Raw genomic sequence first — 12,531 nt, 5'->3', positions numbered from 1 at the left:
GCAGCCACCAGCCGCACCTCCTCTGCGGCTGACCGCATAGGGTGATCTGCATGACAACCGACGTGTCCGAGGATCTCGGCAAACTCCTCGACCTGCTCGACGTCGAACGACGCGAGGACGACCTGTTCATCGGGCAGCACCCCGAGCAGAAGACCGCGCGCACCTTCGGCGGCCAGATGCTCGGGCAGGGCGTCGTCGCGGCGGGACGCACCCTGACGCGCGGGAACCCTCCCGTCCACGCGTTGCACGCACACTTCATCCGCGGCGGCGACGTCAAGAAGCCCCTCGAGTACCACATCGACCGCTACCGCGACGGCAAGTCATTCGCCAATCGGCAGGTGACCGCGATCCAAGACGACGAGGTCATCTTCACCATGCTCGTCGCATTCCAGGACAACGCCGCGGGTCTCGAGCACGCGGTCGAGATCCCTCAGGTTCCCTACCCGGAAGAATTGCCCCCGCTCGGCGAGCACTTCAAGGGCTTCGAGGACCGCATCGCCACCTTCGTCAACGCGTTGCATCCCATCGACATCCGCTTCGCCAATGATCCCTCATGGAAGATGCGCGAAGCCGGAGAGACGTTGCGCGACAACAGAGTATGGATGAAGGCCGACGGCGTCATGCCCGACGATCCGCTGCTCCACGTCGCAGCGATGTGCTACGCGTCCGACACCACGGTGCTCGACTCGATCATCACGACGCACGGCCTGTCCTGGGGCATCGACCGACTGTTCGCGGCGACCGTCAATCACTCGATGTGGTTTCACCGTGACTTCCGCTTCGACGAGTGGATGCTCTACGCCACGCGATCGCCGGTCGCCACCGGCTCGCGCGGGATGGGCTCGGGCCGCTTCTGGAAGCGAGACGGAACCCTTGCGACCTCCGTCGTGCAAGAAGCCCTGATCAAATACTTTCCTCCGAAGGAGTGACACGTAGTGCATCCGGGATCGTGGTCGGGCCAGCAACACCCCCATTCGCCGCAACACACACAGTCGCAGGAGTACCCCAAAGAGCAGCAGTACTCGCAGAACCAGGGCTACCCGCAGACCTTCCAGCAGCCGCAGTATCCGAGTGACTCGCAGCAAGGGACCACCGAGTTCTGGCTGGACTCGGGTGCCGCGTTGCCGCGACGCGAGTGGCAGCACAAGACTCGCGTGCCGGTCATTGTCGGCACGTCGATCGCGATGGTTGTGTTCGCGGCCCTCGCCGGGCTCGCCGTCGTGCTCGGGATCAACTACACGCCGCATTTCACTGCGATCGGAGGGGTTCCGGTGAGCTGCGGGTCGTGGGAGACCGAAGCCAACGGCGGCACCATTTCCGACAAGTCGGTCGTGACCATCTACAGCGAAACGGGCACGAAACTTGCGACGACGCCGCTCGAACGCCACAGTACGGACGAGGGTCGGCAGTGTGTGCTGAGGTTCTCCGTCGATGACGTCGACGCCAGCCAGAGCGGCTACGTGGTGCACGTGGGAGATACCTTTGCACAACCGGTTTCGGGTTCGGCGCTGAAGCGTGGAGTGGTGTTCCGCCCGACTGCATGACGGCTGACGTGCCACATGAGAATGGCGCGCCGCCGATGCGAGAGCCCGGGCCGCTGCCTTCCTGATCGCTGACTTGCGACACCGATGAACACTCACGAGAGAGACGACTGATGACCACCACAATCGCGCCATTGACGGAGGCCGATCGGCAGGACTGGGCTCCGCTGTGGGCGGGGTACCTGACGTTCTACGAGCACGAACTGAGCGACGAACAGAATGATCTGACCTTCGCACGGATCCTCGACCCCGACTACCCGATGTTCGGTGCGATCGCGCGCGACGAGACCGGACGAGCGATCGGCATCGTGCACTGGCTGACGCATGCGTCGACGTGGAGCGATGCTTCCTACACCTATCTCGAAGACCTCTTCGTCGCTCCGGATGTTCGCCGGAGTGGCGCAGGGCGGGCACTGATCGATCACGTACTCGAGTGGACTCGCAACCAAGGACTACCGAAGGTCTACTGGCAGACCGCACGCGACAACACGACGGCCCGTTCTCTGTACGACACCATCGCGTCGAACGACTTCGTCGTTTACGAGGTCGAACTGACCTGACCAGGTGTGCTGGTCGCAGCGCGAGCCGGAGCGCGTGTGCGCTGCGTGCACACCGCTATGCCCCACAGGATCAACCACACCGACATGCCTCCGACCTGGATGCGCTGCGCCAGCCCGAGGTAGTAGTCGCCGTGCAGGTTGTCGGCGATCAGCATCCACGCGGTGGTCACCGCGACGATGACGAGTACCCCGAGCCCGGCTGTCCGGAGCAGCGGCCATAGCGGCGGGCGTTGTCGATAGGCGGCCACCACACCCGCGATCATCGTGATGAAGATGGCGAACACGGCGACCGTGCTGGTCAACGCATGTATGTGATGCAACTGGGGGAGAAGCCCACTCGGTTCGTACGGGCAATCCTTGTCGACGCCGGGGATGCAGTCGATGGGTGCGAGCGCATCGGCCAACGTCGCTGCACCGAACACGCCGAACGAGATCACAGCGATCCGTGCGTACACCCCACTCACGATCGGGCGCGGAAGAAAGAGAATCAGCGCCGAGCACACCGCGAAGATCGAGGTGAGGATGTCGCCGACCTCGTACACCGCTCGGTGGGGTCGGTGGGCAGCGTCGAGTTCGCTGAGGAAGCTGTTCAGCGGATCGAGCGGGCTCGACCAGAAGAACTCGAGGACCCACGACGAGTAGCAGATTCCGGCCAGCGCTATGAGTATCCCCGCGGTGATCCGGCGGGTCGTCGACAACGAAGGCATTCGATCAGGTTAGTCCACCGGAGAATAGGTGCCCCGAGGCTTACCCAGTGCCTTGCCCCCGCTGCTACCTGCGCACATTCGCGATGGACGTCGAGCGGCGGGCGTCGACGTTGGTCCGCGTCCTCGTGACCAAAGCGTGTGTTGTGCGCTTGAGTGCTCGCTCGAGGTCGTCGGCCCGTCCCGAGGACAGTAGCTTTGCGCGTGTGTCCGACGCGGAGTCGGGGATGATCACGAGCACGTCGTCGTTGCTTGCCAGGGTGGCGATATGGTCGGCGAGGACATCGACGACGGAGTCCTCGTCGGGTGCGCGGACTTCGACCAGGCGGTCGAGCGGGTGGTACCGCCGCCACTCCGACGCGAAATCGTCATGCTCGCGAGCGATGGCCGCGCCGGTATCGCCTTCTTGTGCCGTGTCGCCTTCTCGTGCCGTGTCGCCTTCTCGTACTGAGTCACCGTCGATGACGACATGCAGTGCGACGACCTCGCGGCCGAACGCGCGGGCCGCATGCAGGGCGTCGTTGGTGGCACAACACAACGGTGACGAGACGGGTACGACGGCGAGGCCCTGTCCGGCGAAGGAGTGTCGCGGGTGTTCTCCTGGGTGCGACGTATCGGCGGCCGTCCGAATGTCGAGTTCCCTTGTGCGTCGGTAACTTCGGGCCAGCAACTCCATCGCCGCGACGAGTATCGCCAACACGAGGACGACCCACAGGGACCCCTCGCCGGCCTTCATCACGGTGAGGACCACCGCCGCCACAGCGGTGAGTACCGCGCCGAAGCCGTTGAGCGCGGCGCGGCGTCGCCAACCGTGTGACCGCGTGACCGACCAGTGACGCACCAGGCCGACCTGCGCGAGGGTGAAGCCGATGAACACGCAGATGGCGAACAACGGGACGAGGGCATTGACGTCTCCGCCCGAGACGACAATCAGCAGAGCGGATGCGCCCGCAAGAATGAGAACTCCGTTGCGGTACACACCGTTGCGTGTTCGGCGAGTGAGTCGATGCGGCAAATGATCGTCGCTCGCAACAACTTTCATCAGTTGCGGCAACCCGCCGAACGACGTATTGGCAGCAAGGGCGAGCAGCACGATCGTGGCTACCTGCACCACGTAATACATTGCACCACGCCCGAATACGCCTTCCGTGAGTTGCGACAGCACCGTGACGCCTGCCTGCGGTTGGATGTGCAGACGCTCCACGAGTGCGGCGATGCCGAGCATCATCGCGCCGAGGAGCACGCCGAGCGCCACCTCAGCACGCTGCGCGCGGCGGATTCGATTCTCCCTGAACTGTGGCGTCGCATTGGCAATGGCCTCGACGCCCGTCAACGCGGCGCAGCCGCTGGAGAATGCTTTGAGTACCAGCAAGATTCCGATGGTCCCGACCGTTTGTGAGTCGACCTGCGGGACACTGTGGCTTCCGCCGTTGACGAGGCCGACGACGATCACCGACGCGATGCTCACCACGAACACAACGGTTGGAGTGACGAAAGCTCTGGCGCTGCTGACGATTCCGCGCAGGTTGACGGCTGTGATCAAGGCCAGCACCGAGAGCGCGATCCAGACGGTATACCGCCCCGCTGCGGGAAAGGCGGAGGTGAGTGCGGCGGTTCCGGCGGTCACGGACACAGCGACATTGAGGACGTAGTCGATGACGAGCGAAGCCGCGGCGACAAGTGATGCGCGGCGGCCGAGATGGGCTTTGGCGACGGCGTAAGCACCGCCGCCGTCGGGGAATGCAGCGATCAGCTGCCGGTAGGAGAGCACCAACACCGCGAGGAGTACGACGATCGCGGCACTGACGGGAAGGGTCAGTCCCAACGCGTTGCCGCCCGCCGCGGCGAGCACGAGGACGATCGCCTCCGGCCCATAGGCGACCGACGCCATCGCATCGAGCGAGAGCGCTGCCAGACCCGTCGTCGCGGTCAGGCGACGTTTGTCGCGGCTTCGTGAAGTTCTCGACGGGTCAGCGGAGGTCGAGTTCGACGACGATGCCTCGTCGCGCGCCAACACTCGCGTACGTGTTCCGGGTAATGCCACGAGGGACGTTGTATAGCCGGAAAGTCGTTATGCGAGCGCCTCTGACGCGAATTTGACGCCGACTCGTCAGATCTTGACGCAGCTCTACCGCAGACCTCTCCACCGCAGACCGCCCTCGCCGCAGACGCCGGCAGTGCGGCGTGTCAGGCGGCGTGACGGTCGGCGGCGTGAACGTCGGAGAGCAACCCGCCGGGATCGACGACCATGATCACGGGTCCGAGGGTGTCACTCGCGCGTTCGATGACCGCGTCGATCTGCGTCGGATCGGAGGGATCGGCGATGACCGTCACCACACGGTCTCGCACGGCAGCGTCGACATAGGGAACGAGGTCGTGACCACGGGTTCCCGCGATGGCGAGGTTCTTCCCGCGATCCAGGATCTGTCGTGCGACGCAGTGAGCTCGAACGCTACCGTCCATGATCAGTACAACCGTGTCGGCGCGACGGGTACGGGTGACTGCTGGGGTATGAGTAATCGTTGTCATGCCACCATCACAGTCGCCGACGCTGCCACCGTGATGGGCGGACGCTGGCAGTCGGCTGGGACCATCGGTCGCGGCGGCATATGCTGGGCCGCCATGAGCACGACACTCGACGACGACGCGCGCTGCCCGTGCGGGACCGGCCTGACGTTGGCCGAATGCTGTGGGTCGATCCTGCGTGGAGAGCGCCGTGCCCCAACCGCCGAAGCGTTGATGCGGTCGCGCTTCACCGCGTTCGCCGTCGGCGACCGAAATCACCTGCTGCGCAGTTGGCATCCCGATACCCGACCGGCCGACCTCGGTCTCGATGACAGCATGCGGTGGCTGCGTCTCGACGTCGAATCGGTGAGCGGCGGCGGCCCGTTCGACACCACGGGCACGGTCGAGTTCACGGCGTTCTATCGCGCCGAGGGGCGTCGAGGGCAGATGCACGAGCTGTCGACGTTCACCAGACTCGACGGCTCGTGGGTCTACGTCGACGGCGCAGTCGACTAGCGCAGCATGTCCCGCAGGCGTTTCTGGACGTCAAGCGAGGCGTCACGCGAGAGCGTGTTGGATGAGCCAGTCCACGAGTGGTCGGGCGGTGCGCCAGTCAGCGCGCACGCGCTCGACCAGGTCGGGACCATGGATCACGGCGTCGAATCCGTAATCGCGCGAGACCGTCAACGTCTTGTGCCGCAGTAGCTCGATTCGTGGGTGGCCGGCATCCCATCCGCGAGGAGCCGTCTTCAGACGTTCTCCGCCGATGTCGAATCCTGCGTCCTCGAGTCGACGCACGATCTGTTCGAGTTCGCGGCCACGTCGATCGTCGTCGATGGCTGTGCGCATCGCGGACAATCGCTCGGGCGAAGCGTCGTAGAAGCCGGCACCCACCATGACACCCGGTGCACTGATCTGGACGTAGTAGCCGGTCGCCGGTGCCACTGCAACGTAGGCGCCCTGATGGGTCTTGTAGGGCGACTTGTCTTTCGAGAACCGGACGTCGCGGTACGGGCGGAACAGCTTCGCTTCACCGAACTCATCGGCAAGTGCGTCGGTCAGCTCACGCATCGGTGCGGCCACAGCGCTCTGATATGTCTGCTTGTGTTGTTCCCAGAAAGCCTTGCTGTTGTCGACCTCGAGGTCGTCGTAGAAATCGAGGGCGGCCTCGGGGAAGCCCTGAAAAGACATGTCCCGAGGGTACGACTCGCCGCGCCGGATCGAGGCGAACGTGTTCTATGACGATCGATGAAATGGCACGATGAAGGGGATGACGCAGCTGACGTATGAAGAGTTCGGCCGCCGGTTCTTCGAGGTCGCCGTGACCGAGGAGCGGGTGGGGTCAGCGTTCTCCTCTATCACGGGTGGATCGTTCGACGTCGGTCCCATCCCGTCCGGCCCCGGTGGGCTCGCTCGCGTGACCGCGCACGTCGAGATCGGCGAGCCGCGCATCGCGCGCAACGTCGGGGAACTGATCACGTTCACCGTTGAGATCATGCTGACCATCGGTCTCGTCGTGGATCTGCGAGTCGACCGCATCAAGTACGACGTCGACGGGCTGATCACGCTACCGCTGACCGTTCGTGCCGCCGAGCCGTTGGAGTTGCGGATCGACGTCACTCCGCCACGGCCGAAAGACGTGATAGTCGGCGTCGCGTCGCACAACCTGCGTGGCGAATTCATCCGTGCCGTCGGTCAGGTCGACACCGAAATCAAGCGCTTCGTCGCCCAGCACGTGGCGGAAGAGATCGACAAGCCCGAGGTCAAAGCTGCTCGCATCATCGACGTCGGTGCCGAACTCGGTCGGGCCTTCGAAAATATGTGACCTGTCGAGAATGTGGGTACGGATCACTCACTTCTTGGTGAGCGACGACTCCTTGTGCGCCGCCTGCGATCCTGTCTTCGACGATTCGACAATCCAGTACGGGTCGTCGTCGCTAGCATTGAACTTCTGACCGTCGAAGGTGAATGGCGATGTGCGCTTTTCCTTCGCGTGCCCATGCGTCGGTCCCTGGGACGTATTCCATTCGACGGTGTCGTTCTTGTTGATTCCCATGAGTCGAGCATGCGCGCTCACCGACGCCGACGGCGCTCGTCGACGTGGGTGACGCGTGCTCGATACGTCGCCGACCACCGATCGATACAGGGTCACGGTCAGGTCGCGGCGACCTGTCCGAAGGCGATGGAGTCCAGCGTGAACTGCCGTACGCGTCCAGCGACATTCGCTTCACACATCGAGAACAGCGGCTCGGAGAACTCCTCACCGAGCACCACGTCGACGGGGCCGACGTGGCCCGTCAGACGGACGTGGATCCGCCCATCGACGTGTGTGACGTCGATCGGCGCGAACGAGTCGATGCGGTCATCTCCGGTCTCGACGCGGGCGAAGTGCTGTGCGGCCTGCACGGCGTGGGGGAGTGACGTACGTCCACGCAGTAGCGAATCCACAAGGCGCCCTTGGGTGTAGAGCTCAACGATGGACGCTGGGTCGACGGCGGTGTCGAGTCTTCCGTAACAGAGACCGTGCGGAAGGATCAGCCCTGTCGCGGCGAAACGGTCACCACCGAGGTGTGAACACTCCCACGTCCACTCCGGATACGCCGACGCGATCGATGCTGTCGCGGCCCGACCCCGAACTGCACAGCACTGGTCATGCTTACCGTGCGCGCACACTGCGACGAGAGGTTCGGTCGATGGAGCGCCGTCGGACCCGTCGAGCGCGAGGTCGAGATAGCCTGCAGGACCGTCGACTTCGCCAGCGTGCACGCTTTCCGCTCCCGGCGTGGAGTCCACGATGAACCAACGCCACCGTGGTGTTTGCGGTCGGCGTCCCGGTCGTCGAATCGCGACAATCCGCATGCGCTGCTTCTCGACCCGACGCACGATGCTCAGACCGAGGTCGGGGTCGATGATGGACGGCGATTGCAAGAACGCCGAATGTCCCCACGCACCACCGAGTTCGAGCAGGACCCACAATGTTCCCGCCGAGGCTGTGCCGTAGATCGGATCACCGCGCTCCGCGGATTGCACGCTACACGGAGGACGACGGGTCATCCGGTTGGAACCGATCCACTCTCGAGAACGACGACGCCCTCACGAAGCAGTCTGCGAATCAGCACGAGGCTGTCGGCGGCGTCGAGTCCCGGTAGTTCACCCGCGGTGACGGTGGCTCCGGATACTGCGGCCTCGAGTGCCTCTGTGCAGTAGTCGGGGAAGCTGATGGTCCGATCGGGAAGGCGAATCTCGGTACGTTGCAACGCACGACGGACTTCGACGACGAGGCCGTGGCGTCGCCTCACCGTCGTGTGTTCGGTGAGTGAGTTGACTGCGTCGAGTGTGGCGAGCGGTCGAACTGCCACGGGTCGGGTTCGCTCGGCGTGGATCGTCGACAACCGCGCGGCGGTGCTTTCGGCCAGATCTGTTGTGTTGGCCTGCAATACGTCGATGACGGCAGCAATTGTCTTGGCTGCCAGCGCCGCTGACTCGTCGGGGTCGGTGAAGTCGGTACCCATCGGCAGCGCGGCGCGTAGCGATTCGACTGTGCCGAGTTGGTCGACGACCGCCCGGACCAGATCGAAGGCAGTGACAGCCGATACCCCGACCGTGAGATGAATCGACGTGTGGCCGAGAGCTTCTGCCGAGTGGAGCCATCCGCGCGGAAGGTACAGGGCGTCGCCGGGTTCGAGGACGGTGTCGATCACCGGCTCTTCGTGACTGCGCGCCTTGATTGCATCACGGTGGTCGGTCCAGGGTTGGTCGGCGAGGGGATCGGTGTGTACCGGGGCGTGAACCCGCCAGTGCTTGCGGCCGGAGATCTGGAGTACGAAGACGTCGTGTACGTCGTAGTGGGGATCGAAACCGCGATTTGCGGGTGGGGTGATGTAGGCGTTGGCCTGTACCGGGTGTCCGAGGTCGTCGACCATCCCACGCACAAAGTCGATGATGGGCGGCCACAGTCGGTGCAACCCCTGCAGAACGATCGTGGCACCAGAGGCGAACTGCGCCAGCACTTTTGCCGAATCGACCTGATCGGGCATCTCCGCACCGAAACCGGCCGGCCCGAGGTAGTTCTCTTTGCCTACCAGACCGCCTTCCTTGGCCATCCGGATGAACGGTGCACGCACCCCGCGCTCGGCGATCAACTCGTCGACGCGGCGCGGCGAGAGAAGATCGTCGAAGTCGCGGGGGAGCGCGTCCGATCTGCTGAGCAGAGGACGCCGACCCCAGTGATCACGCGCGAACGCGTCGGGGTCGATGGCGATGCAGCGGCTCAGCATTGTCGTCACTCAGGCGGTGCCGTCTGCGCCGCCGTCGTGTCCATCGGGGTTGGAGCCGCCGTCGGCTGGTCCTTCGCCGGGTGAGGCGGTGCCGTCTGCGCCGCCGTCGTGTCCGCCGGGGTTGGAGCCGCCGTCGGCTGGTCCTTCGCCGGGTGAGGCGGTGCCGTCTGCGCCGCCGTCGTGTCCGCCGGGATTTGAGCCGCCATCGGCAGGACCTTCACCCCCTGGGCTGGAGGTGGTGATGTCGTCGTCGTCGAGTGCCATGGGTAAACCCTTTCCTCGTTGGGAGTCGCTCGGTTGGCGACTCCACACTCCACTATGTCGATATGTGACGCTCTTGACGAGGATTCGTCGACGAGGCCCGAACTTCGTTACTGCGCCGAGATGGCGGTTCCTGCAAGATCACGACGATCCGAACGTGACACGCTATAGCGATGGATCTCTGGTTTGAGGCCGCTCGTGACACCGCTGATCGATGCTGGGACGGCGTTCTGACTGCGCTCGACGGCGTGGCCGATGCAGACCTCAACAGAAGCTTGCCGGTCGCAGGTTCCAACGCGCCATATGCGATCGTCCACCACTGCATCGAGATGGCCCGCTGGTGGCTGGGAACATTCGGGTGCGGAATGGATCTGCCCCGTGATCGGTCGCGGGAGTTCGACGCGACGGGAACGCGCGACGATCTCGTCATACGCATCGCGCAGGTCCGCGCCGATATGGATGTGTGGTCGACGCGCATGGTGCGCGACGGAATTGCGGGCCGCGATGCACGCGGAACACGCGCGAAGGTCGACCTCAACACCGTCACGCCTCAGTGGGTGGTGCTGCATGTCGTACACGACTTGGCCCAGCACCTGGGCCAGCTTCAGATCACCCGCGATCTGTTGAGCGCCTGAATCTGCGATCGAAAGCTCTTTCGAGTTTTCCTCGACGCTGTCGGTATTGTCGGGTAATGTAGAACACATATTCGACATGACGTGGGGCGGGGGTGGCGGCACGTGAACAGCAACAGCAATGACGTTGGGGCCGGTGGTGCGCCTTCGGCTTTGGCTACTGCTGCGGTGGGTTCGGCGGATGCTGTCGTGGCGGAGAAGCTGTCACGCCTTGCCGCGGTGCTGGACGAGTTGGCTGCCGTCGATGTGTCGTTGGTGTCGGATGCGGCGCTGGTCGAAGCCACCGTCGAAGCGGAACGCCTAGCACTGCGCACTGCGGGTGCGGTGACGGATCGTTTGATTGTGGAAGCCTCCGACCGCGACCTACCCCGCGCCCTGGGTTTCCGCGACATCCGGAACTTCATGGGCCACGGCCTGCACATCGGTGACCCCGCGGCCCGGCATCGGGTGATCGCGGCGACCGGCTCGTTCACCACGATCTGCGGTAACCGACTACCGCCGTCGTGTCCCACCCTGGCCGGCTATGTCGTCGAGGGTCGTGTCGCGGGCGCACATGTCCGTGCGGTGTTGGAGGTGCTGGAGGAGATCCCCGGTGAAGTGTCGGCCGAGACCAAAGCTGCCGCCGAAGCACAGATGGCCGGGTATGCGGTCCAATTCACGCCCGCCGAAATCACCAACCTCGGGTCACGATTGTTGGCGCACCTGGATCCGGATGGCACGCTGACCACCTCGAAAGATCGCAAACGTCGACGTCGCCTGTGGGTGAACCGGCAGAACGCGCAGTTGATGTCGCGATTGACCGCCGACCTCGATCCGATCGCCCGCGCACGGCTGGACACGGTGTTGGACGCGTGGGCCAAACCGGGCATGAACAATCCGGACGACCCGGAGTCGCCGGTCGGGCCGATCACGACCGCGAATGCTGAACAGGTCGCGGCGGCCGCGCTGCGTGATGAACGCTCACCAGCGCAACGCAACCACGACGCCTTCTCCGCACTCCTGCAGCAAGTACTTGAATCAGGGATGTTGGGCAACACCCACCGGGGGTTACCGATCCAGGTCATCGTCACCACCAGCCTGCACGAGTTGGAAGCGCAGGCGGGGATCGCGCAAACCACGTCCGGAACACTGCTCCCGATCGGTGATGTGATCGAGATGGCCGCCTCGGCCGGGGCGAGCCAGTATTTGGCGGTGTTCGGTGAGCACACCAGCGTGCCCCTGTATTTCGGTCGGTCGAAGCGGATCGCGTCGCTGGGGCAACGGTTGGCCTCGTTCGCCTCACCCGGCGGGAAGATGTGTTCGGCCCCGGGCTGTAATCAGCCCGCGAGCAGGGTGCAGATGCATCACGCCGCGAAAGACTGGGCCGACGGCGGCTTGACCGATATCGACCAACTCGTCCCGGCATGCGATGTGCACAACCGGAGAGTCGGCCCGAAACCTGGCCAGTTCACCACCCGCATGATCACCGACGGCCCCGACACCGGGCGGGTTGCGTGGCGGCTCAACGCCAAGCCCGGTATGCCGGAGAATCCGGAACGCATCAACCGCATCGCGGACGTTAAAGCTGATTTCCGCGACTACCTTGCCGCCGAACACACCAACAACGAAGCAGCAGCGGCTGCACGCGCGGCCGGTACCGGGACCGGGATCGCCTCGGACACAGCCGATACCGGGATCGTCGCGCGAGCCTCCGGTACAGCGGACGCCGAGATCGTCGCGGACGCAGTCGGCGCCTGGATGGTGTCGCCGACATCGATGCCGGACCCGCCCCGCGGGCGGGTCGAGCTCGCGTTGGTGGGCGCAATGCCCTCCGGCGACACCGTTCGTCTCAGCTCGCGGGTCGACATCCGATGGAACCTCGCTGATCCACCCGACCCCGAGCCACCCACAGACCCGGACGCGCCAACGGGCCCAGCTCCACCAGGCGGCCTCATCGCACCCCACGGCGTCGACCCGCCAGACAGCCTCGGCCCACCGCTGGCCGACGCCGCCTGACCACCGCGCCATCCCGGGCGAACCGTCGAATCTGGTTGTGCCGCAACCCGTCTACA

General features: G+C 64.6%; 15 protein-coding genes. 7 read left to right on the top strand and 8 right to left on the bottom strand.

The features are described 5' to 3' along the window. The first annotated feature begins 50 nt into the window (after positions 1–50). The 3 genes from A5785_RS13615 to A5785_RS13605 all read left to right on the top strand — a co-directional run bounded on the left by A5785_RS13615 (position 51) and on the right by A5785_RS13605 (position 2,101). On the top strand, positions 51–929 hold the full coding sequence (locus A5785_RS13615; protein ID WP_049698185.1) for an acyl-CoA thioesterase: 879 nt from the start codon (positions 51–53) through the stop codon (positions 927–929). Between the two features lie 6 nt (positions 930–935). Then, positions 936–1,544 carry a hypothetical protein gene (locus A5785_RS13610; RefSeq protein ID WP_049698184.1) on the top strand — a complete coding sequence of 203 codons (609 nt, stop codon included), beginning with the start codon at positions 936–938 and terminating at the stop codon, positions 1,542–1,544. Positions 1,545–1,654: 110 nt separating this feature from the next. Continuing rightward, positions 1,655–2,101: a GNAT family N-acetyltransferase gene (locus A5785_RS13605; protein WP_053117390.1), complete on the top strand. Its 447-nt coding sequence runs from the start codon at positions 1,655–1,657 to the stop codon at positions 2,099–2,101. Here the strand turns inward: A5785_RS13605 and A5785_RS13600 are convergent. The 3 genes from A5785_RS13600 to A5785_RS13590 all read right to left on the bottom strand — a co-directional run bounded on the left by A5785_RS13600 (position 2,080) and on the right by A5785_RS13590 (position 5,334). Continuing rightward, positions 2,080–2,808 (bottom strand): DUF998 domain-containing protein, encoded by a 729-nt coding sequence (locus tag A5785_RS13600; protein ID WP_049698182.1) that lies wholly within the window; start codon positions 2,806–2,808, stop codon positions 2,080–2,082. The genes A5785_RS13605 and A5785_RS13600 overlap by 22 nt on opposite strands. A 64-nt stretch (positions 2,809–2,872) precedes the next feature. Beyond that, positions 2,873–4,696, bottom strand: coding sequence for an APC family permease (locus A5785_RS13595; RefSeq protein ID WP_082938100.1), 1,824 nt, complete (start codon positions 4,694–4,696; stop codon positions 2,873–2,875). Positions 4,697–4,992: 296 nt separating this feature from the next. Continuing rightward, the gene (locus A5785_RS13590) at positions 4,993–5,334 is read right to left on the bottom strand and encodes a hypothetical protein (RefSeq protein WP_049698181.1); all 342 of its coding nucleotides are present in this window, start codon (positions 5,332–5,334) and stop codon (positions 4,993–4,995) included. A gap of 93 nt (positions 5,335–5,427) precedes the next feature. Here A5785_RS13590 and A5785_RS13585 point away from each other — a divergent pair, with 93 nt between their 5' ends. Beyond that, a complete protein-coding gene (locus tag A5785_RS13585) occupies positions 5,428–5,826 on the top strand; it encodes a YchJ family protein (RefSeq protein WP_049698558.1) in 399 nt (132 codons plus the stop codon). Positions 5,827–5,868: 42 nt separating this feature from the next. Here the strand turns inward: A5785_RS13585 and A5785_RS13580 are convergent, their stop codons facing one another. Then, positions 5,869–6,501: a DUF2461 domain-containing protein gene (locus A5785_RS13580; RefSeq protein WP_049698180.1), complete on the bottom strand. Its 633-nt coding sequence runs from the start codon at positions 6,499–6,501 to the stop codon at positions 5,869–5,871. Between the two features lie 79 nt (positions 6,502–6,580). Between A5785_RS13580 and A5785_RS13575 the strand changes: the two genes are divergently transcribed. Then, positions 6,581–7,135 (top strand): hypothetical protein, encoded by a 555-nt coding sequence (locus tag A5785_RS13575; protein ID WP_039856949.1) that lies wholly within the window; start codon positions 6,581–6,583, stop codon positions 7,133–7,135. 27 nt (positions 7,136–7,162) lie between these two features. On the opposite strand, the gene A5785_RS13570 is transcribed toward A5785_RS13575, so the two are convergent. The 4 genes from A5785_RS13570 to A5785_RS13555 form a co-directional block, all read right to left on the bottom strand. Continuing rightward, entirely contained in the window at positions 7,163–7,366 is a 204-nt protein-coding gene (locus A5785_RS13570; RefSeq protein ID WP_005208831.1) for a DUF2945 domain-containing protein, read from the bottom strand. Between the two features lie 98 nt (positions 7,367–7,464). After that, on the bottom strand, positions 7,465–8,364 hold the full coding sequence (locus A5785_RS13565; RefSeq protein ID WP_049698179.1) for a sucrase ferredoxin: 900 nt from the start codon (positions 8,362–8,364) through the stop codon (positions 7,465–7,467). After that, complete coding sequence (locus tag A5785_RS13560) at positions 8,361–9,587, bottom strand: cupin domain-containing protein (RefSeq protein WP_049698557.1); 1,227 nt, start codon at positions 9,585–9,587, stop codon at positions 8,361–8,363. The genes A5785_RS13565 and A5785_RS13560 overlap by 4 nt, the downstream gene beginning before the upstream one ends. A gap of 9 nt (positions 9,588–9,596) precedes the next feature. After that, positions 9,597–9,851 carry a hypothetical protein gene (locus tag A5785_RS13555; RefSeq protein WP_005208825.1) on the bottom strand — a complete coding sequence of 85 codons (255 nt, stop codon included), beginning with the start codon at positions 9,849–9,851 and terminating at the stop codon, positions 9,597–9,599. A 170-nt stretch (positions 9,852–10,021) separates the two neighbouring features. Here A5785_RS13555 and A5785_RS13550 point away from each other — a divergent pair, with 170 nt between their 5' ends. Beyond that, the gene (locus tag A5785_RS13550; protein WP_049698178.1) at positions 10,022–10,483 is read left to right on the top strand and encodes a mycothiol transferase; all 462 of its coding nucleotides are present in this window, start codon (positions 10,022–10,024) and stop codon (positions 10,481–10,483) included. Between the two features lie 102 nt (positions 10,484–10,585). Beyond that, positions 10,586–12,475, top strand: a complete 1,890-nt coding sequence (locus tag A5785_RS13545; RefSeq protein WP_053117387.1) for an HNH endonuclease signature motif containing protein — start codon at positions 10,586–10,588, stop codon at positions 12,473–12,475. The last annotated feature ends 56 nt before the right edge of the window (positions 12,476–12,531 follow it).

The organism is Gordonia sp. 852002-50395_SCH5434458, from assembly GCF_001665905.1.
Lineage (GTDB): Bacteria > Actinomycetota > Actinomycetes > Mycobacteriales > Mycobacteriaceae > Gordonia > Gordonia jacobaea.
Note: the sequence above shows the minus strand (reverse complement) of the source record. Positions and strands in the feature narration are given on the sequence as shown.